This window comes from Vibrio sp. 811 (assembly GCF_033339195.1).
On the sequence record NZ_JAWOUB010000009.1, the window covers coordinates 95,596 to 116,905 of the forward strand.

The 21,310-nt window shown below is 45.2% G+C and carries 18 protein-coding genes and 1 pseudogene; 12 read left to right on the forward strand and 7 right to left on the reverse strand.

The genetic code is table 11. The features are described 5' to 3' along the window. Positions 1-18 precede the first annotated feature (18 nt). Positions 19-654 (forward strand): pyridoxamine 5'-phosphate oxidase, encoded by a 636-nt coding sequence (gene pdxH, locus R7Q46_RS15000; RefSeq protein ID WP_005374570.1) that lies wholly within the window; start codon positions 19-21, stop codon positions 652-654. Positions 655-727: 73 nt separating this feature from the next. Here pdxH and R7Q46_RS15005 read toward each other — a convergent pair whose 3' ends face one another. Beyond that, positions 728-1,447, reverse strand: coding sequence for a PAS domain-containing protein (locus R7Q46_RS15005; RefSeq protein ID WP_081008340.1), 720 nt, complete (start codon positions 1,445-1,447; stop codon positions 728-730). A 972-nt stretch (positions 1,448-2,419) separates the two neighbouring features. Here R7Q46_RS15005 and R7Q46_RS15010 point away from each other — a divergent pair. The 4 genes from R7Q46_RS15010 (at position 2,420) to putP (ending at position 9,119) form a co-directional block, all read left to right on the forward strand. Beyond that, positions 2,420-3,232: an AraC family transcriptional regulator gene (locus R7Q46_RS15010; RefSeq protein WP_025768702.1), complete on the forward strand. Its 813-nt coding sequence runs from the start codon at positions 2,420-2,422 to the stop codon at positions 3,230-3,232. 406 nt (positions 3,233-3,638) lie between these two features. Beyond that, positions 3,639-6,770 (forward strand): bifunctional proline dehydrogenase/L-glutamate gamma-semialdehyde dehydrogenase PutA, encoded by a 3,132-nt coding sequence (putA, locus tag R7Q46_RS15015; protein ID WP_213866654.1) that lies wholly within the window; start codon positions 3,639-3,641, stop codon positions 6,768-6,770. 11 nt (positions 6,771-6,781) lie between these two features. Then, positions 6,782-7,489 (forward strand): delta-1-pyrroline-5-carboxylate dehydrogenase, encoded by a 708-nt coding sequence (locus tag R7Q46_RS15020; protein ID WP_005392153.1) that lies wholly within the window; start codon positions 6,782-6,784, stop codon positions 7,487-7,489. Between the two features lie 136 nt (positions 7,490-7,625). Then, positions 7,626-9,119 carry a sodium/proline symporter PutP gene (gene putP, locus R7Q46_RS15025; protein WP_005374582.1) on the forward strand — a complete coding sequence of 498 codons (1,494 nt, stop codon included), beginning with the start codon at positions 7,626-7,628 and terminating at the stop codon, positions 9,117-9,119. Positions 9,120-9,243: 124 nt separating this feature from the next. Here the strand turns inward: putP and R7Q46_RS15030 are convergent, their stop codons facing one another. Further along, positions 9,244-9,777: a GNAT family N-acetyltransferase gene (locus R7Q46_RS15030; RefSeq protein ID WP_213866655.1), complete on the reverse strand. Its 534-nt coding sequence runs from the start codon at positions 9,775-9,777 to the stop codon at positions 9,244-9,246. A 148-nt stretch (positions 9,778-9,925) separates the two neighbouring features. Here R7Q46_RS15030 and R7Q46_RS15035 point away from each other — a divergent pair, with 148 nt between their 5' ends. Continuing rightward, positions 9,926-10,165: an RNA recognition motif domain-containing protein gene (locus R7Q46_RS15035; protein WP_005374587.1), complete on the forward strand. Its 240-nt coding sequence runs from the start codon at positions 9,926-9,928 to the stop codon at positions 10,163-10,165. A gap of 91 nt (positions 10,166-10,256) precedes the next feature. Here R7Q46_RS15035 and R7Q46_RS15040 read toward each other — a convergent pair whose 3' ends face one another. Further along, positions 10,257-10,691, reverse strand: coding sequence for a hypothetical protein (locus R7Q46_RS15040; RefSeq protein ID WP_054575372.1), 435 nt, complete (start codon positions 10,689-10,691; stop codon positions 10,257-10,259). A 5-nt stretch (positions 10,692-10,696) separates the two neighbouring features. Then, positions 10,697-10,972, reverse strand: a pseudogene (locus R7Q46_RS15045) (GNAT family N-acetyltransferase); the annotation flags it as partial. 358 nt (positions 10,973-11,330) lie between these two features. Here R7Q46_RS15045 and R7Q46_RS15050 point away from each other — a divergent pair. Both R7Q46_RS15050 and R7Q46_RS15055 read left to right on the forward strand, forming a co-directional pair. Then, a complete protein-coding gene (locus R7Q46_RS15050) occupies positions 11,331-11,579 on the forward strand; it encodes a hypothetical protein (protein ID WP_005374593.1) in 249 nt (82 codons plus the stop codon). 292 nt (positions 11,580-11,871) lie between these two features. Next, the gene (locus R7Q46_RS15055; protein ID WP_005374595.1) at positions 11,872-12,348 is read left to right on the forward strand and encodes an Lrp/AsnC family transcriptional regulator; all 477 of its coding nucleotides are present in this window, start codon (positions 11,872-11,874) and stop codon (positions 12,346-12,348) included. A gap of 103 nt (positions 12,349-12,451) precedes the next feature. Here the strand turns inward: R7Q46_RS15055 and R7Q46_RS15060 are convergent, their stop codons facing one another. Beyond that, positions 12,452-13,159: a DUF445 domain-containing protein gene (locus R7Q46_RS15060; RefSeq protein WP_005374596.1), complete on the reverse strand. Its 708-nt coding sequence runs from the start codon at positions 13,157-13,159 to the stop codon at positions 12,452-12,454. A gap of 592 nt (positions 13,160-13,751) precedes the next feature. Continuing rightward, entirely contained in the window at positions 13,752-15,602 is a 1,851-nt protein-coding gene (locus R7Q46_RS15065) for an ABC transporter ATP-binding protein (RefSeq protein WP_005374597.1), read from the reverse strand. Between the two features lie 404 nt (positions 15,603-16,006). Between R7Q46_RS15065 and R7Q46_RS15070 the strand changes: the two genes are divergently transcribed. Next, positions 16,007-17,008 carry an arginine deiminase-related protein gene (locus R7Q46_RS15070; RefSeq protein WP_005383547.1) on the forward strand — a complete coding sequence of 334 codons (1,002 nt, stop codon included), beginning with the start codon at positions 16,007-16,009 and terminating at the stop codon, positions 17,006-17,008. A 264-nt stretch (positions 17,009-17,272) separates the two neighbouring features. Further along, complete coding sequence (locus R7Q46_RS15075; protein WP_031780833.1) at positions 17,273-18,511, forward strand: DEAD/DEAH box helicase; 1,239 nt, start codon at positions 17,273-17,275, stop codon at positions 18,509-18,511. Positions 18,512-18,577: 66 nt separating this feature from the next. On the opposite strand, the gene R7Q46_RS15080 is transcribed toward R7Q46_RS15075, so the two are convergent. After that, complete coding sequence (locus R7Q46_RS15080; RefSeq protein WP_005383543.1) at positions 18,578-19,270, reverse strand: MOSC domain-containing protein; 693 nt, start codon at positions 19,268-19,270, stop codon at positions 18,578-18,580. Between the two features lie 111 nt (positions 19,271-19,381). Here R7Q46_RS15080 and R7Q46_RS15085 point away from each other — a divergent pair, with 111 nt between their 5' ends. Together R7Q46_RS15085 and R7Q46_RS15090 are read left to right on the forward strand one after the other, a co-directional pair. Then, complete coding sequence (locus R7Q46_RS15085) at positions 19,382-20,197, forward strand: AraC family transcriptional regulator (RefSeq protein WP_025768697.1); 816 nt, start codon at positions 19,382-19,384, stop codon at positions 20,195-20,197. An 88-nt stretch (positions 20,198-20,285) separates the two neighbouring features. Further along, positions 20,286-21,278 carry a zinc-dependent alcohol dehydrogenase family protein gene (locus R7Q46_RS15090; protein WP_262647291.1) on the forward strand — a complete coding sequence of 331 codons (993 nt, stop codon included), beginning with the start codon at positions 20,286-20,288 and terminating at the stop codon, positions 21,276-21,278. Positions 21,279-21,310 lie beyond the last annotated feature (32 nt).

Genomic DNA, 21,310 nt, shown 5'->3' on the forward strand with positions numbered 1-21,310 from the left:
ACGAGTGAAGGAGTAAAGATGGAACTTGCTGATATTCGTCGTGAGTACACCAAAGGTGGGCTGCGTCGTAAAGATTTGAAAGCTGATCCTATTGATCAATTTAATCTGTGGCTAGAGCAAGCAGTTGAAGCGGGTTTAACGGACCCGACTGCGATGACAGTTGCAACGGTTGATGAAAATGGCATGCCGTTTCAACGCATTGTTCTATTGAAAAACGTCGACAAAGATGGTTTTGTGTTTTACACCAACCTAGGCAGTCGCAAGGCCCAGCAGCTAGAGCATAACAGCAATATTAGTTTGCACTTCCCTTGGCACCCGTTAGAGCGCCAAGTTCATATTACTGGTGTGGCTGAAAAGCTTACCGCCGTAGAGAATATGAAATACTTTACTTCTCGTCCTAAAGAGAGCCAGTTGGCCGCAATCGCGAGCAAACAAAGTAGCCGTATCTCTGCCAGAGGTGTGTTGGAAGGTAAGTTTTTAGAGCTAAAACAGAAGTTTGCTAAGGGTGAAATACCAGTACCAACCTTTTGGGGTGGCTTTCGCGTAAAACCAAAGAGCATCGAATTTTGGCAAGGTGGCGAACATCGCCTTCACGATCGTTTTCTTTTCTCCCAGCATGATGGAAGTTGGGACATTGATCGTTTAGCGCCATAGGCTTATGGTCCCTCATGAATAAACAAACACCGCCGAATTGGGGCGGTGTTTTTGTAGGTGGAAGCGATGCGAATTATCGCTCTCCATTCAACACAACCGATAATTGATGCTTAAGCAGCGTTTTGGGTACAACAGAGCCGTAGCCTGCTTCCATTGCTTTATCTATTAGTTCGTTCTTGCTGTTCGCTGCAAACTTATTACGTAAGCGTGCGACGTGACCTTCAACGGTTTTTGTTGATATGTCCATGACCTGAGAGATGAATTGTGGCTTCTTGCCGTAGAGCAGGAGGAAAAGCGTTTCTTGCTCGCGACATGTGAGCTTCTCTGGTTTTGGTTGTAAGTCAGAGAAACGAAAGATGGATTGTTGATTTGGGTTGGTACTGATAGCACGACAAACCCAATACCCGACTTCAATCACGGCAGTGTCGGTGAGTTCTCTTCCGTAGAAAATGGTGCCTACAATGTCGCCATTGTCATCTCGCCACGGTGTTTTAGTAAATATATGTGCTCGCCAGCGGCCATCTGGATAAGGGTGGATATCCAGAATTTTTAGTGACTCGCCAGTTTCGAGAACGTGTTTATCTTGGCGTTGAAATTCTTGCGCGCATTCAGTGGTTGGGCTGGCCATATCAAAATCAGTTTTACCCAAGCACTCCTCGGGCGATGTGTGCCCTAACAGTTCTGCGTATTCCTGGTTTACGTATAGGAATACCGAATCTTTATCTTTGCATCCCCAACAACCTGGTAGCTGTTTAAGGAGGGATTGTTCTATGGTATCGACTGAAATATTCACAAAAGGACTCACTACATACTGCTTATACCAATACAGAGACGTCCGTGTTATATGGCTCGTATTGATGTTGCCAAGTAGGCAGTTACGTTGCTAGAACACGTTCGTTGATTGGCGCTCAATCCAATTAAATTCATGGTGTTCGATGTTTTCGTCAGGTAGTCATAGACAACGACGAAATGGAACGAAGAGTTTAATTGGGAAAATGGTCTGTTTCATTACAGATATGTGCGCTCACGGATGTCCGCCTAATGTTCGGCTTACAACTCGTATCGTCCTTGATCATGCTTCCTACAACTCAGTTGTAGTGTGGTTGACGTTCATATCACTTGTGAGTGAAAGAGCAGCACCTAAGCATATGAGAGGGACAGTGAGACAAAAGCTATGATATCAGCTTATGCCATTGTTTTCATTGTTGAGAAGCGAAAAAAAAGCCAGCCTGAAGACGGGCTGGCAACACAAGATATAATCTTGTCGACGTGTAGAAGAGGTTCTAAATTACCTAGCGAGGGTCTGCTAAGTAAGTTAGAGGTATCAATGAGATACCGAGAGCTTTAGATCGTATGCATCTTAAAGCTCGATAACTAATGTATTGAATCAGAAGCATATTAGTAAGGGGGGAAATCCCTCTATGTTGAGTTTAAGCGTGGGTTTCGATCCGTTTCAGGGACGACCTATCTAATATGGAGCACGATGTTTTACAAAATAACGGATTGTTCGGTAATAAGGATCTTTACATTGATTGATTATGTATACGTAAGGTGTTGCCTATCTATCCGTTTTTGTTAATAAAATTGGTTGCTCACTGACCGTAAATTAACCTCGCATGATCATCGTTCCGGAACTATGATCATGTAAATGAACTTAATCATGCTGATTTGATCTTGTCGATTGAGTTGGGTAAAAGTTGCAACCCAACAAAGAAGGTATATGATGCGAAGACGTAAGCTGACCGTGTAAAGACGACTGTTTAAAATGAGTGACTCAGATAACCAAAAAATCCTTTCATATCAAGAGATTATGCTGCCAAAGCCGGCGGAGCTGATCACACTTCCGTCTTATATGGATTGCCACGATCATTCTTATACGCAGATCGTGATTGGTTTAAAAGGGCAAGCCGAATTTGAAGTGCGCGGGCGAGGTAATCTTGTCGGCCCTGGTCAAGGTTGTGTGGTTACCGCATGCTCTGATCATGCTTTCGGTGGCGTCATCAATCAATCGGATATTTTGGTGCTGAATATGCCCAAACCGACAAATGATGATCCTGAAATGCTTCAAAAAATCAATAACCTGGAGAGAGACCATGTCTACTTCCAGTTAGATAGTCAAATTCAGAAGCTGATACAGATGTTGGTTCAGGAAATGCGAAACCATCCGGATGACCTGCTGTTAAGTCGTGCGTGTAACGACACTGTGATTGCATTAATGCAGCGCCATATCTCGGCATTTGAGACCAGTCGAAAAGAGTCGCGCTTTGATTTGGAGGCGATTGATCGTTACATTGAGCAGCACCTGAGTCATAAGATTAGTGTGGCTCAATTGGCCGGGCGAGTGTTTCTTGGGGAAAGTCAGTTCCATTGCTTGTTTAAAGAGCAGATGGGGATTACACCTCATCAATATGTTCTCGGAAAGCGTATCGACATGGCTCGTGAATTAATCGAGCAAGGGCACCTTTCTTTAGGGCAAATTGCCGAGTTTACTGGCTTCTCAAGCCAGAGTACTTTTACTCATACTTTTACTCGCTTACAGGGAATATCACCTTCCCGTTATAAAAAACAAGTTGGATAACAACGCGTTTTTTTAGGTCAAATAATCATCAATCAGAATAAAGCCATGCACTATGCATGGTTTTTTTATGTTTTATTCACGTGACCTATCTCTCGTTTTTTTAAATTCTCTGTTCTTTGCAGTGGTTGATATGCCACTTGATCCTACATTTTCTCTTAGAACGAGCTCTTCACAAAAATCTTATTGATATTCTTGATATTTTGTTGTGAATGCAATGAAAAAATTAAAATTTACAACACAAAATATTACCTATTTGAATGTGACTATGTGGATGTTTTGTTATAAAAGCGAGTTTTTGGCAAAAATGTCGTAGTTTTTGACAAGTATTCTTATCGGCCTCAAAATACACTGCCAGCCATTGATAATCCTCGAAGCGGTTTTCGAGGAGTGAGATTGAGGAACACACATGTTTACAGCTACGAACGTGTTGACACCGGAATTTATCGGGCAGCCGCTTGATAAGTTGTGGTCACTGATCTCGCCATTATATATGGTGGACGAGTCTCAATGGCTAGAGCAACTATTGCCACTAGCGACGCCGACAGAGGATGAAAAATCGGCGATCACTACCCAAACGACCCACCTTATCGAAGCCATTCGTGCCGATAAGAAGTCAATCCAGATGATTGATGCTTTATTGCTGGAATACAGCTTAGATACTCAAGAAGGTATCTTGCTGATGTGTCTTGCAGAAGCATTAATGCGCATCCCAGATGCCGCGACAGCAGATTCTTTGATTAAAGATAAGTTGAGTGTCGCAGACTGGAAATCTCACCTGAAGAACTCTGACTCTGTGTTTGTTAACGCATCAACATGGGGCCTCATGCTAACAGGTAAAGTGGTTGGTCTTGGTGAGCAAGGCACCCAGAGCCCAGGTCAGGCTGTAAACCGTCTGGTAAATAAATTCTCTGAGCCTGTGATTCGTAAAGCCATGTATCAGGCAATGAAGATCATGGGTCACCAGTTTGTTCGTGGTCGCACGATCGAAGAAGCGCAGAAGAACGGTCGTCCAATGCGCGACAAAGGTTTCACCTACTCGTTTGATATGTTGGGTGAGGCGGCGTTAACTACAGCGGACGCGAACAAGTACTTCAAAGATTACCTAATGGCGATCGAAGCGGTGGGTCGCGAGACTTACGGTAACGACACCAGCCCTGCGCCTTCGATTTCCATCAAGCTTTCTGCATTACACCCGCGCTACGAAGTCGCAAATGAAGAACGTGTAATGACAGAGTTGTATGACTCACTAATGCAGCTATTGAAACGTGCAATTGAAGTCGACGTTGCAATCACAATCGATGCAGAAGAAGCGGATCGCCTTGAGCTTTCTCTGAAGCTATTTGAGAAAGTGTACCGTAGCGATCTTGTGAAAGGTTGGGGCAAGTTTGGTTTGGTTATTCAAGCCTACTCAAAACGTGCGCTACCAGTCTTGGTGTGGCTAAATGCACTCGCAAAAGAGCAAGGTGACGTTATTCCTCTGCGTTTGGTTAAAGGCGCGTACTGGGACAGCGAAATCAAGTGGTCTCAACAAGCGGGTTATGCAAATTACCCAGTATACACTCGCAAAGAAGCGACGGACGTTGCATACCTAGCTTGTGCTCGTTTCCTACTTAGCGAAGGTGTTCGCGGTAATATCTACCCACAATTTGCAAGCCACAATGCTCACACGGTGACGGCAATTGCTGTCATGGCGGAGCACAAAGAATACGAGTTCCAGCGCCTGCATGGTATGGGTGATTCTCTGTATAACCATGTTATGAAAATGTACGGTCAGCCAGTACGTATTTATGCTCCTGTCGGTAGCCATGCTGATCTTCTTCCGTACTTGGTTCGTCGTCTGCTTGAAAATGGTGCGAACAGCTCGTTTGTACACCGTCTAGTTGATGCGCGTTGTCCGATTTATGAGTTGACCCATCACCCTGTGGATGTGTTGACGGGTTTTGACACGCTACACAACGACAAGATCCCATTACCTGCCGACATCTTCCCTGAGCGTAAGAACTCATACGGCGTCAACATTGATATCGACAGTGAGGCGAAGCCATTTGAAGCGCAGGTCGAAAGCTTCATGGACAATCAGTGGGTTGCAGGCCCGATGATCAATGGTGAGCGCTTTGCCGAAAGCATGATCAAGGAAAATGCGGCTGAGATCATCACCGCACCATACGATCGCCGAATTGAAGTCGGCAAAGTGGCATTTGCAACTCTTGATCACGTTTCCGCTGCAATTGATGCGGCGCAAACTGCTTTCTCTGATTGGAAAGCCGTTCCTGTTGAGCAAAAAGCGGCTTGTTTAGAAAAGCTTGCTGACTTAATGGAAGAAAACCTAGCTGAGCTGGTGGCGATTTGCCACAAAGAAGCGGGTAAAACGATTCACGATAGCATTGATGAAGTTCGTGAAGCGGTGGATTTCTGTCGTTATTACGCGAAACAAGCGCAAAACCTACAGCCATTTGAGCTAGAAGGCTTTGATGGTGTGAAACGCATTTCTAGCCGTGAAGGTCTTGGTGTGTTTGTGTGTATTAGCCCTTGGAACTTCCCGTTGGCTATCTTCCTTGGTCAGGTGACGGCAGCACTGATTGCGGGTAACACAGTGGTTGCAAAACCTGCTGAGCAAACAAGCTTAATTGCCGCTCGCGCTATTGAACTAATGCTTGATGCTGGCTTCCCTGCAGGTGTGATTCAGTTACTTACTGGTCGCGGCGCTGAGATCGGTCATGCACTGACTTCTCATGATGCTATTGCTGGTGTGGCATTCACTGGCTCAACGGCAACGGCGCAACGCATTAACGTCACGCTCGCGGAGCGCAGCGCGAAACCAGTTCCGTTTATTGCGGAAACAGGTGGCCAAAACGCAATGATTGTGGACAGTACTGCATTGCCAGAGCAGGTGGTGCGTGATGTGATTCGTTCGGCGTTTGCATCTGCTGGTCAGCGTTGTTCTGCCCTTCGTGTTCTATTTGTACAAGAAGATGTAGCAGACCGTATGATCAACCTGATTCAGGGTGCGATGAATGAACTGCATGTTGGTTTACCTTACCTACACAAAACAGATGTTGGTCCGGTTATCGACAGCAATGCAAAACAAAAACTCCTCGCTCACCTTGAGCAAATGAGCAAAACACAGACTAAAGTCGCTCAGCTACAGCTGGATGAATCGTGCCAGCATGGTGACTTTGTCTCACCAAGTGCGTTTGAAATCTCGGGCATCGATGTGCTGAAAGAAGAACAATTTGGTCCAATCTTGCACATTATTCGCTTTAAAGCGTCTGAATTACCGAACGTGGTTGCGCAGATCAACAGAACGGGTTTTGGCTTGACGATGGGTATCCATAGCCGTAACGAAACCACGTACCGTTGGATTGAGAAACATGCACGAGTAGGTAACTGCTACATCAACCGAGACCAAGTTGGCGCTGTGGTTGGTGTACAGCCGTTTGGTGGTCAAGGCTTGTCGGGTACTGGCCCGAAAGCTGGTGGTCCACACTACCTATTCCGCTTTACTCAACATCTTCTTGCTCAAGCAGAAAACGCATAAGGAGTCGCATTATGGTTCATCAGATCACCTATTTTAAAGATGCATTCTCTGCGTGGGAGCAGTGGAATCTGACTGATTTTGATTACAAATGCGAGCATGTTCTGGCATTTAAATCTGCACTAGAAGGGCAGCAGTCTACCGTTGCCAAGGTGGTTTCTTACCACTTGCAACAAGCATCAGCTCTTCTTGCAGAAACTCACCAGTTAGTTGGCCCTACAGGGGAAACTAACGAACTGTATGCCGCAGGACGTGGTGTGGCTTTGGTGATTTGTGAAAACAACATCGAGCCTGCTGATAATGCGTTATACAGTGCTTTTGCGATGATCACCTGTGCCTTAATTGCAGGCAACAGTGTGGTCGTTTGCAGTGACAATGCAGAGCTAAACCAACTGGTTAAGCAAGCTGTAGCGTTGGCAAACTTCCCATCTAACTTAGTCCAGGTTGTTGCGTACGATGCGTCTGCCCCGTTGCTTGAGAGCGATGTACGTAGTGTGGGTTATGTTGGGCGTTCACAGATTGAGCATGCGCTCAATCTTCAACTAGCTAAGCGTGACGGTGCAATCGTCGGCTTAGTTTCTGAAACGGATTTAGAGTCACCGAAATTGGCTCATGATCCTCATCTCTCGTTGCGCTTCATTACTGAGCGCACTCGAACGATAAATATTACCGCGGTGGGTGGTAACGCAACTCTACTCGAGTTGGGGAACGAAACTCACTAACCTGACTTGTAATGCCAATCTGGAGTAACTGGACTGAGAGCCGGTCCAGATTGGTTTTTTATACTCTGATGTATTGCTGAGACGGTAAAATATCAGGGCAGGCAAGGAAGGAAATAATTATAACGAGGACTATCTAATGATAGAAAATAGCTTTGCTATCACGTCCACTTTTGTGGCGTATTTACTGATTATGGTTGCTATTGGCGTTTACGCGTATAAGAGGACTTCCAATTCATCTGACTACTTCCTAGGTGGCCGTAGCCTAGGTCCGTGGCCTGCTGCATTATCTGCAGGTGCTTCAGACATGAGTGGTTGGTTGCTGCTAGGCTTGCCTGGCTATGCGTACGCTGCGGGTATCGAGGCCTTCTGGTTAGCCGGCGGTCTACTTCTTGGTACATGGGCAAACTGGCTCATCAGTGCAAAACGCCTTCGTACCTACAGTATCCAAACTGACGCGCTAACGTTGCCAGAGTTCCTGTCACGTCGCTTCAACGATAAGTCGAAACTGATTCAGACAATCTCTGCGTTTTTCATTCTTCTATTTTTCCTTTTCTACACCAGCTCAGGTTTGGTCGCAGGGGGCAAACTGTTTGAGACGGTATTCGGTCTAGATTATACCTACGCTGTTATCATCGGTACGGTGTGTGTCGTTTCTTACACACTATTCGGTGGTTTCCTAGCGGTATCTTGGACTGACTTAGTGCAAGGTCTGCTAATGGCGGCTGCGCTAATGATTGTTCCTATAGCGGTAATGGACGGTGGTTTAGGTCAGCTAAGTTCTGATCTACATGACATCAACCCAGAACTTGCAACGCTATGGAATGACGCGAAAGGCGAACCATTGTCTGCGATTGCCATTATCTCTCTAGCGGCGTGGGGCCTTGGTTACTTTGGTCAGCCACACATCCTAGCGCGTTTTAAAGCGTCTCGTTCAAACAAAGATCTAACGACTGCACGTCGTATCGCAGTGATTTGGACGGCACTATCTATGGTTGGTGCAATGCTTGTTGGTCTTGTTGGTCTGGTTTGGGTTACGGGTCATCCGGGTACTCAACTAGAGGACGGTGAGAAGATCTTCATGCTATTGGTTAACGCAGTATTCCACCCTGTCGTTGCGGGTATGTTGTTAGCAGCAATCCTAGCGGCGGTAATGAGTACCGCTGACTCACAGCTCCTTGTTTCATCTTCAGCGCTTGCAGAAGATTTCTACAAGCAAGTATTCAAGCCAGAAGCGTCTTCTGAAGAAATCGTAATGATTGGTCGTATCGGTGTTATCGTTATTTCGCTTGTTGCGCTATTCCTAGCGATGACGCCTGATAGCTCAGTACTTGGTCTTGTATCTTACGCTTGGGCTGGTTTTGGTGCGGCATTTGGTCCTGCGGTTGTACTTAGCCTTTACTGGAGCGGTATGAACCGTAACGGTGCGTTAGCAGGTATTCTTGTTGGTGGTATCACTATCGTGGTTTGGAAGCAGCTAACTGGCGGTTGGTTTGATGTGTACGAAATCGTACCGGGCATCATCTTCTCTACGCTTGCTATCATTGTGGTAAGTAAAGCAACGGGTGGTGCTGCGCAAGACGTGTTAGACCAACACCAGTCGTTCGAGAAAAAACTGGTTGAACTAGACTAGTAACTTCCCGTATATGAACACAAAGCCCGCTATTTTAGCGGGCTTTGTTTTATCTGAAACTTAATTAACGTTAATGGTGGTAGCTTGAGATCAGAGCTTAGCATTGCTCGGTTAGATTGGAGTGTTAGTCGCGACGAATTTTGGAGTAAATAACGGTGTTACTCAACTCTCCCGATGTAGTCAGACGTTCGTTTCTGAGCTCTCCTTCGAACTCATAACCACAGCGCTCGGCTACAGCCCGGCTCTTTTGGTTGGTGCTATCAGCATGAATTGCGACTCTCTTGGCGCCCAAGTCATCAAACGCATAGCGCTCAACTTCGAGCACAGCCTCGGCAACATAACCATTGCCAACGGCAGCATTATCTAACCAATAACCTATCTCAAAGGATGGTACGTCGGGATCTCGAATCATCAGGCCGACCGCACCCAGTAAGCGATCGCTTTCCTTTTCAATCATGTAGTAACGCAGCTCTTCTTCGAAGTTTTCAAAGTTTGCGATGGCTTTCTCTGTCCCTTCTATCATCGCTTCTAATGTCAGCACATGAGGCACCCACGGCAGATAGACTTCGAGAGTTTTTTGGCTACGAACGACAGCTTGATGCGCCTCTTCGGCTCGTTCTAAACAAGCAGGGATGAGTTTGAGACGTTTCGTTTCCATGCCGACTCTCCTATGGGTGAAAAATGAACGGAAAATCATTTAAACAGATGTACTTAGAATGATCTAGTCAACGCCGTCATATTATTCACTTGGTTTGCCAGAGAGAAACTGAGAGAATCGAACCGTTATCAAACCAACTAGGTTCATTATGAAACTTTTAGTAAGAAACTTGGCTCGTCACATGACCGAGCAAGATATCCGCAAATTATTCTCAGCGTACGGCAAAGTAGAACTGTGTTCGCTAGTGCTTGATCAAGACACGGGTTTGTCGAAAGGCTTCGGTTTTGTCATCATGCCGGACGAAGCAGAAGCCATTTCTGCTCTTGAAGCCCTGAATTTGACGAACGTAGAAAAAAGCAAAATTCGCGTGAAAGTCGCACAAGACTAACACAGAGAAAAGCCAGCGTTATTGCTGGCTTTTTTGTCTTTCTATTTAGAGACCAAATTGGCAACATTCTAGAATGTCTTCTCTTTTCGTTTTAGCGAGATTGATCATCAATTCTCTCTTCAAGTTGTTTCATTAAATCCTTTAACTGTAGAGAATCGAAATTGTCTGAATTCGGCACTTGGTAAGCGTCGTTGACTGTGTAGAGCATCAAACTTTTGCTAGAGAAGAACTCTTTCTGTATTTGGACTTTGACAATGTCATCAAGAGGTAGACGGAAGTAAACCGTTGAGCCCTGGCGGTACTTCAAGGTGTTGGTGCTTGCATCGATATCTAGCGTTTTAGGATTGAACGCGCGGCGCGTGAAGTACGTTGAGAGCAGTTTCAATCCTATTATTGTGAGTGCTACGAGTCCAAACTCGACGACCTTGTCTGCTAGGTAGGAAAAATAGAACAGCGACAACAATACAGTTCCTAGCAAGAAAGGGTTGTTCTTGGGCAGATTTTGTGAAGTTTCATGGATGATCATCCGACATATCCCTCTTCGATACGCGGTAAACTCACTGCACCAAGTAACTCCCCAGTGTTTCGCAAGGTAATAGCGTACGCCACGCCTTGATGCTGCTGATACATCGGATCGTGCCTATCTATCCATGCTTGCGCCATCGGTCGCTCATAAGGATGAGGGATGTTTGCTGTCATGTCGGCAATTCGCTTATCTCCAGCGAGTAAAGCCACTTGTTGGCAGTCATCGATATTGAATGGCCGGAGGACGAGTCTTTCGGTAGTGAGAATCGGTTGTATCGTCATGCATTTCTTCCTTGATGAGACGGCTATAGCTGCTAGCAACTGGTTTGCGGGGTAAATCGAGATAACAAGGCGTCTCGAAAGCTCGATCTAGCCAGCTGTAAAGTTGTCATGCGCCTTACTAAATAATAAGCCCGAACAATTGCTTATGTGTAATGTGTCGTATTATTACACACATAAGCACGTTTGCTCATATTGATGGTACAAAAGTTGAGGTCTGACCAATGTCTCAGTTTTTTGATACTTTCGTTCAATTTTTTGAAGATAGGGCACAAAAAATTAAAGGAGCTTTTTAATTGTGGAATTATTTTGAACAAAATATGTCAATTGTCAGTAGGACGAAAAAGTAGGGAGAAGAGAAATGCCGGATATATATTGCGCAGCTTGTAGAAAATCAACGCAACATAAAGTGATTATGAAGCGTTGCGAGCCTCAGTCTGTTGACTCGTTAACAGGCAAAATGGTGAGTTTTACACAGCTGATGGCGAAATTTGTATCAGGTGAACATTATTACGAGATGGAGCCTCAATACTACTGCCGTTGTTGTAATCATCGTGCAATTGGAGAGGTTGTTCCACATCCTACACGGCATACATCGGCCGCACTCTAATTCTGAGTGATAGCCATGATTAATGGCTAAATAGGGCAGTGTTGCCCGAACGACATATCTATACAGGCGTGTCATGCGCTTTCAAATTTGCGACTCCGCGGGAGCCGCTAGGTTGCTTTTTCTCTTCATATCACGGTTACTAAGTGAGCGGCAATAATCATAGCTCTTTCCCTCCTTCGTTGTTTTCTGGTTATTCTCTGCTGAATTTCACATGCTGTGCATTTGATGGTTTGCAATTGTTTGAGCAACGATTAATGTGATGCTTTCTAAGTGGTTACAAGGAAGTGGGTTAATGAGTTATCAATTGGACCGGATTGATTTACATATTTTGAGAGTGCTTCATTCGAGAGGCAGAATTCCGGTTGTAGAACTAGCAAAGCTGATTAACTTAACGACTTCTCCATGTTCTGATCGTGTAAAGCGGCTAGAAAAAGAAGGGTATATCAATGGTTATCATGCGGAGTTGAATGCGGAAAAGTTGGGGCTGGATGTGCAAGTATTCATCCATATTCGTTTAGACCAAACCAGTTTTTCTATTTTTGAAAAGTTTGCGAAAGCGGTGGAATTGATGCCTGAAATTGAAGAGTGCTACTCGCTCTCTGGAGATTTCGATACCATGATAAAAGTTCGTGTTAAGAGCATGAAAGCGTATCAGGAGTTTATGTCGAGCAAGTTAGGCACGCTTCCGGGCGTGATTCAAACTCGTAGTGAAGTGGTCATAGAAGAACATAAAACGGGATTTGGTGTTAATCCCGAGCTCCTTGGTTAGGCGAGGCATGTGTTGAGCCTCCTTATTTAGCGTGGCTTGGTATATTACTTTTTCTCGATTAAAAAAGGAGCCGAAGCTCCTTTTTTAATAAATCGGTGAGCGATTATGCCCCGATAAAGGTACTGATGACGCCAATTAAACCACCAAAAACACCGCCCCAAACGACTAGCCAGCCAAGGTGTTCTTTGATCATCTTTTGCACCATTTCTTTAACTAATGCCGGTGTTAATTCGCTTAAACGTTGATCGATGATACCTTCAATGTTCTGCTTTATCTCATCCATCATTGCAGGAGATTCGAATTGCTCTTTCAGTGCTTCTTTGATGTTATCGCTCTTGCTCAACTCAATGATGGATTCTTGCATCTTTTCGACGAAAGGTTGGCGCATGGGTTGTAGCGCTTCCGAGCCGCCAAACATCGCTAGCATGCCACCAAACTGAGAGCCTTCAATTACTTCCACTAGGGAATCAAATGCTGGATTTAAATCTACTTTCTCAATTACTGGTTGAAGATCGATGTTCACACCGCCCGCCATTTCTTTATTCAAGAATCGGTCAATGTTCGCTTCAGTAAAAAACTGTTCCATCATCAGGTTTTTGATAGCCAGTTTAAACTCTTCAAATCGCGCTGGGATCACGCCAGAACCGTATAATCCAGGCACTTTCTCAAACAGCATATGGATGGCAAGCCAGTTGGTGATGGCGCCTGAGAACGCAAACAGCCCTGCATACCAAAGATAGTCGTTTTGTAATTGATGACCTCCAGCCATCAAAGCGATAGCGAGGACATTCGTTAGCAAACTTTTGTTCATAGTGACCAGTTATATATGAATATCGGAAAGAATAAGTGGGCCTGATTCTATACCTAAGTCACATTAAGATGCTAGGTTTTGCCGTGATGAGTAGTCTTGTAGAGAAGGGACAAAAAATGAATGCTCAGAAAAACAAAACCCGACAATCATTGTCGGGCCACTGCTTTTTCTTAGAAAAACTAAGATTCTATTTTTAATTTTAGATGCGGTAGATCTTACAACAAAGTTGGCATTTCCATCTTTCTGAGTAGCCAAATAGCTTGTCAGCCCAACTTGGTTTGAGTTGTACGATCTGCATTGAACCACATTTACACATAAGCTAATTACCTTATTGTTAATATAATAACTAAGCCATCTATTGAGTATAGCTGTTTCTCAAAAAGTGAAATGACAAATGAAGACGGCTCAATACTCTGTATTGTGTTCATTGCAATGGATACGCAACGAGGCGGTATATTAGCAGAAAAAGTGTGAGCTTTATCATGGAGAGTGTTTCATATATGAGAAACCACAATGGCTATATGAGCGTCTAGCCATGGATTAAAATAAAAAACGGCGCTTAAAGCGCCGTTTTTATTGAGCTTATCACTCGTTAAGAAGCGTGTTGATTGTCTAGTTCTTCAGCGATAAATCCGCCAGTTTGATGCGCCCAAAGCTGGGCGTAAATGCCGTTATTCGCAATGAGTTCTTGATGAGAACCTTGTTCAACGATGCTGCCTTTATCTAGCACGATGAGGCGATCCATTTGTGCGATGGTCGATAATCGGTGAGCGATAGCAATAACCGTTTTCCCTTGCATTAATTCATTCAAGCTTTCCTGAATCGCTGCTTCGACTTCTGAATCCAGAGCCGATGTTGCTTCATCCAATACCAGCAATGGTGCATCTTTGAGTAGCACACGAGATATTGCGATACGCTGACGTTGGCCGCCAGACAGTTTCACACCACGTTCACCAACTTGCGCATCGTATCCGACATTACCAAATGGGTCGGTCAGAGTTTCGATAAACTCATGGGCATGCGCTTGCTTAGTGGCTTTCAGCAAATCTTCTTCTGTCGCATCTGGATTGCCATACAAAATATTGTCTCGAATTGAACGGTGTAACAGAGAAGTATCTTGGGTCACCATACCGATCTTTGAGCGCAAAGAGTCTTGTGTAACTTCTGAGATGTTCTGTCCATCGATCTTAATGCTGCCGTCTTCGACATCGTGGAAACGAAGTAACAAGTTCACCAAAGTCGATTTCCCGGCGCCGGAGCGCCCAACCAAGCCTACTTTCTCTCCTGGTTTGATGTTGAGGTCGAGATGGCTAATCACGCCTTTGTTCTCACCGTAATGGAAGCTGACGTTATCAAAGTGAATGCCTCCTTCAGTGACAACCAAGTCTTTTGCGCCTGGTTTATCTTTAATATCAATAGGCTTAGAGAGCGTTTTCATTCCATCGACAACGGTTCCCATGTTTTCAAAGAGGGCGCCAACTTCCCACATTATCCACATAGACATACCGTTTACGCGCAATGCAAGACTAACAGCAATCGCAATCGCGCCAACGCTAATGGCACTATCCAACCACAGGTAAATCGATAAAGCAGCAACGGAAAATACCAAAATATAGTTTGAGATCTCTACAGCGACGTCGAAGCCGGTCACTAGGCGCATTTGACGATAGACCGTATTCAAAAATCCTTTCATGCCTTGCTCGGCATATTGGGTTTCGCGCTGGCTATGAGAAAACAGTTTGACGGTTTGAATATTGGTATAACTGTCGACGATACGCCCTGTCATTGTCGAACGTGCATCGGCCTGCGCTGAAGCGACGTCTTTGAGCTTAGGGACAAAATAGATTTGGATAGCGATGTAAGCGAGTAGCCAGACGATCATTGGGATCATCAAACGCCAGTCTGCCGTCGCTAACATAATGATCATGCTGGTGAAGTAAACCGTAACGTAAACAAACACATCCATAGCTTTCATCACGGTTTCGCGCACAGCTAATGAGGTTTGCATGACTTTCGTTGCGACTCGACCTGCAAAATCATCTTGATAGAAGTTCAAGCTTTGATTGAGCAAATACCGGTGTGCAAGCCAGCGGATAGACATTGGGTAGTTGCCCAATAACGTTTGATGAACGAGCAACGAGTACAAGATCACCAATATAGGCATGACAACCAGCAATAAGGCTCCGTAGAAAATCAAATCCGATTTGTTGTCTTGTAAGAACGTTTCTGGATTGCTGGTAGACAACCAATCAACCAATTGTCCCATGGCGCCAAACAACATTACCTCAACAACAGCCACAATTGTGGCCATCAAAGACATGATGATCAAAGGCTTTTCATAACCACGAGTGTAATAACGCAGAAAAGCGAACATCCCTGAAGGAGGCTGATCCGGTGTAGATTTGGGGAACGGCTCTGTAAAGCCTTCAAATCGTTTAAACATAACTCATCCTAAAGTTAAAACAGTGCCATTTGGGGTGGCTAAATCCATCGATTCACGCTGCTTTGGACGAAACCGCGTGTATGAGAGTTTTTTGCCTGCTCCTCGATAAAGCAGACCGATTGACGAGAGGGGCGAAAAAATAGTCTAACCGATTGTGTCTTAAATGTAACTAGTTGGTTATGAGTGTGATTGTCTATGGTTCTGATTCTTATGATGAATTCTTATCATGTTCATCACGGTGCCATAAAATCTTAAACCTGCAAAGTGACAATAAAATTTAGGGAAAAATAAACTTAATGCAGCAAAAAACACTTTTGTGCAATTAAATTAATTGTCAAAACAGCAAAACTGAAGTTAACAATAAATTTACAATCTCCTCATTCTAGTGATAAGGAATATATTGGATGCTATTACACGAATCAGTGACCCAATTTGCTAATGGGAAAGAAGAAAGCACGCAAAGTGCTCAGCGCCAAACCGCAAACTGCGTAGTGATGGTGCCACCGAAAGAGTTTCGTTTTAATGAAGAAACCGCACAAGATAATGAGTTCCAACATAAAGTGTCACTCAGCCAAGAAGAAGTCTCACGTCGAGTAATGGCCGAGTTCGCGAGTATGGTTGCAACGCTGCGTCAAGAGGGCGTTCAAGTTGTTGAGTTTGATTATCCAACTTCAGATGTTGCGACGCCAGACGCGGTATTTCCAAACAATTGGTTTAGCACTACGCCAGATGGCACGTTGTACACCTTTCCAATGGCCTGTGAAAACCGTCAAAAAGAAGTACGTCCCGATGCGCTTGTGGCAGCACTAGCGCAAGCAGGGCGAGAAGTTCATCGACGCAGCAGTCTAACTGAATATCTTGACGAGCAAGCGTATTTAGAAAGCACGGGTGTGATGGTGTTTGACCACCTAAATAAAACGGTCTATGCCGCACTCTCACAACGTTGTGATCGTCTGGTTTTAGAAGATTACGCCGATCGTATTGGCTATGAACGAGTGATTTCTTTCCAAACTCGTTTGCCGTCTGGTGCGCCGATTTATCACACCAATGTGATGATGGCGGTTGGCGAACAGTTTTGCGTGATTTGTGACGAAGTGATCCCAGAATTTGAGCGTCGTTTTGTAATGAAGTCACTCGCCAAAGACAAGCAAGTCATCTCAATTTCGCTTGAACAGATGAACCAGTTCTGCGGTAACATTCTGCAACTGGAAACGATCAACGGCGACAAGGTGATTGCGATGTCGCAATCGGCGTACGATGCATTCTCACCAGCACAAAGAAACCAATTGGCAACGCACGGTAAATTGCTGCCATTCGACGTTTCTACCATAGAATCTATTGGTGGTGGTTCGGTTCGTTGCATGTTGGGTGAAGTGTTCTTACCGAATCGTAAAGCTGTGCTTTAATAAACTGCACATTTCTTTTCAGCCGCAGTGAAAGGCTGACGAAGCGTTCTCTTCAAGGGTTTTTAGCCGTTAGCTCTGTGGCAGTACAGACTAACGGCTTTTTTGCGCTTTTTAGTTTTCTGAAGATTTGCGTAGGCGACGCTTGGTTTAAGCGCCTAAAATAGGATGGTTCACCTAGCAGATTGTGGTAAAGTCCGCGCCTGCGTTTTACCGCATCTTCATTGTTTTTATTGCCTCTTCAACCAAAAGTACAAGGTTTCGCTAATGCCATTTTCTACTCTCTCATTGAGTTCTGAGCTGATTCACGCCCTGCCAAAAGACTTCAAGAAACCGACCGATATTCAAGCGTTGGCCATTCCTGAGCTGTTGGCTGGTCAAGATCTATTGGCTTTGGCAAATACAGGCAGCGGCAAAACCCTTGCTTATGGTTTGCCTTTGTTGGAAAAGCTGGGTGTCAATCCAGAGCAAAAAGCGCTGATTCTTGTGCCAACTCGTGAGCTGGCAATGCAAGTGAGTGAAGCAATTAACCAAGTTGGTCAAGTTCTTGAACTCAACGCAGTGTGTTTGTGTGGCGGCGTTGATAAAGAGCAACAACAGCAGGCGCTAGCGACAAATCCTCATATCCTTGTCGCGACGACAGGTCGTTTGGTTGATCTGGCAAACAACGGTTTAGACTTAAGCAATATCCATTACCTAGTGTTGGATGAGGCGGATCGTCTGTTGGATATGGGCTTTTGGCCTGACGTGCAAAATATTGCGGGGCTGATTTCAAACCAGCGTCAAACCGCAATGTTCTCGGCAACGTTTTCAGATGAGTTGAAGGGTAAAGCGAAGCTGCTTATGCAGGCACCAAAGCAAGTTGCAGCGCATCAAGAAAACAGCACCAACCAAGATATTGCTGAAACGCTGTACCTCGTCAACAAAGGCAGTAAAACCAAGGCATTGATTGAACTGATTCAAAAAAACGCGTGGACTAAGGCATTAGTCTTTATTGGTGCGAAAGAGAACGCCGATGGCTTAGCGAAGAAGCTGAATAAAGCGGGCATCTCAACCAATGCGTTGCATGGCAATAAGAGTCAAGATGAGCGAGAAGAAGCACTGGCGCAGTTTAAATCTGGGCAAATTCAGGTGTTGATTGCCACCGATCTACTAGCGCGTGGCATTCACATTGAGCAATTACCTGTAGTGATCAACTTTGAACTGCCAATGTATGCAGAAACCTATGTTCACCGAGTAGGACGTACCGCTCGCGCAGGCGAACAAGGTGTCGCGATGTCATTGGTTTGTCATGGTGAAATGGACGCACTAAGCGCGATTCGTCACCTGACTCAACGTGCATTACCAGTGCAAGATCTGGCAGGTTTTCCAGTAACGGATAAGCCATCAACTGGCGAGAGCAAACGCGCGCCACGCGATAAAAAAGCCAACCGCCGAACTAATGCTAAGAAGAGCATTAAGCAGTTCCAAGGTAAGTCGAAACGCCCAGCCCCGAGTGCGAAGTAAACCAAAAAAAACACGCTCTGACGGCATAGTCGGTTCAGAGCGTGGCTTAAATTTTACTTTGGGGTGTTAACCCACAGTTGGGCCAACCAAGCGCATTTCCCAATCTTCAACTTCGCCAGTTTCTAGGCGGCGCTCGACCAACTTGCCCCAAGACTCGACTAACGGCAGCTCAGACAGCTTAGTGAGTTCTTTTCTATCTAAACAGCCAGTGAAAACCGCGCCCATGATGCGAGCCAGTGGCCATTCTGGATAAGGTCTTTCGCACAGAATAATCTCGTCACCTGCACCGATATCGCCTTCTTCCAACACTCGGAAATACCAGCCTGTTCGAAGCGTATCTTGCAGTCTTCTCGCCATGTCGTGTTGGTCAAAACGTACGTTAAGTTTCCAACAAGGCATGCGACCTTGCGACACTTCCAGTAGTGTTGAGCCGATGCGAATTTTATCTTTCAAGCAAATCGTGGATTCGGTGACGCCTTCGGAGCTGATGTTTTCGCCAAAGCCGCCGGCGGATTGGAAAATTGGTCTTTTGCCTAATTCTTGTTGCCAGATTGGGTAGTGCTCGCTTGGGTAAATATGAAGCGCTTTTTGAATGCCACCATGAAAGCGCGGATCACCTTGCTCATCACTGGTAAAGCCAAGCTCTGTTGCGTGCTGGCGCTCAGGTAGCACTTGTTTGTTGATTGCGCTTTGCACTCCATGAGCATAAGGGACGGTTTTCCCTGCTAGCACAGCTTTTACGACGCCGATTTTCTTCATATAACCTCCTTATTATTTGAATGAGAGATAAAGTGTTTACCTTCATTCGCGATGCGGAGCATGATAGCCTAGTAAACGTGTGTCGGTGTAGGGATGAAAAGACAACTAACAATGCTAACTCGCCAAATTGATTCGAAGTCAGGCGTCGTCACCTCCAATGAGATGATGGCCGCGAATCCCCATTCTCCTGTTTTAGTGAAAACCATCGACATGCCAAAAGGTTACATTGATGCGCTGCATCAACACACTTGGCATCAAATCATCTTTCCTATCAAAGGGTTATTGCAAACACAAACGGAGCATTATCAGCACTTGGTTCCACACACCTCTGCGTTATTTGTTCCTGCGGGTGTTCAACACGAGTCGATTGCTCTAAGCAATACGATATTTGTTGGCATTTACCTCAACCCTGAGTTTGGTGCGACGTACGAGCCACAAGTGAGAACCATTGCTTTAACGTCGTTTTTAAATGAGCTTTTACAAGAGATCCGCAGACTGTGTGAAGGTGAGACAAGCCACGAAGAAGTGTTGCATTTACTGGCGGTGCTGCATGATCAAATTTTGAAACGCAACGTGCAGACATTTCAGTTATTGCTGCCACAAGACAGACGACTAAAACTGATTTTCGAGCGACTGACTGACGAGCCAGCGTTGAGCTGTTCGCTAAAAGAGTGGGGGGAGAAAATTGGGGCGTCTGAGCGTACTTTATCACGGCTGTTCGCCAAGGAATTCAACACTTCATTTCTACTTTGGCGGCAACAAATTCGGCTAATTTACTCGCTTTCTTTGTTAGATGAATCGTTGCCAATCCAAGCCATTGCAGACCTAGTGGGTTATCAAAATGACTCATCCTACATCAAAGCATTTAAAGCCTATTTTGATATGACGCCACAACAGTTTAGAGTGAACGGCGCATCGCGCAGGTAGAAATACAGAGCTTCGACTTCACTTAATGCTTTTGAGTAGAAGTCGCGAAACTTCCTTTTTGAATTTCAATTACATGGTATGAATAACAATGGCACCAACGATAAATACTCGAGTGAATCAATTCTGTTTTGGTCAACCCAAAACGTCGCTGTCGTTGGAAAAAGAGCCCCTCAAACCGCTTGCTCAGGGCAAGGTTCGGGTGCGACTGGAAGCCACCAATATTAACCCAAGTGACTTGCTTTCCATTCATGGTGTTGGGCAATACCGCCGCGTTCACGTACCACCTCGCGTGCCGGGATTTGAAGCGGTTGGGCGTGTGGTGGAAGTCAGTGCAGTTGGTCAAACTGGCCTTCAAGTTGGGCAAAAGGTGTTGGTGGCGATGAGTGGTACTTGGCAATACTACATAGATGCCTCGCCTGAGAATCTTTTTCCGCTACCTGAGAGTTTGGAGAACGGCTATGCCTGCCAATTGTACATCAACGCGCTAACCGCGTGGGTTATCACCACTAAAGTGGCGAAGTTGAACAAAGGCTATGTGGTGATCATCAATGCGGCAGGGTCAGCGATCGGTAAGATATTCGCCCAGCTTGCTCACTCACTGGGTTTTACACTGATTGCTGTGACTTCAAAGCCAGAAAAGTATCCGTACGATACGATTCCAGTGTTGGACGCAAAACAAGACTTACACGCGCAGCTGCAAACGCGCCAACTGCCACAACCAACGGTCGCTTTGGATGCGATAGGCGGTGAGGCTGGCACGGATCTCATTCGTACCTTGAAAGAAAACGGCCAATACATCAACTATGGAACATTGTCGTTAACGCCTTATACGCCTGAGTTTTTTGAATCGATGAAGGCCAACAACATCGACTTTAGTACATTCTTTTTGCGGTATTGGGAAGAATCGGTAGGTAAAGGCGGGAGAAAGACGGTGTTCGCTGAAATGTTAGAACACTTTATTAGCAGCGACATAAAGTTAAACGTTGCATATGATCTGTCGTTAGAGGACTTTCAAACAGCGATTGAAATGGTTGAGCGACGCTCGTCAGCAGTGCCAGGAAAAATCATTTTGACGCTGTGAATTACAGTGGGCCTGTTGAGAAAAGGGAGGAT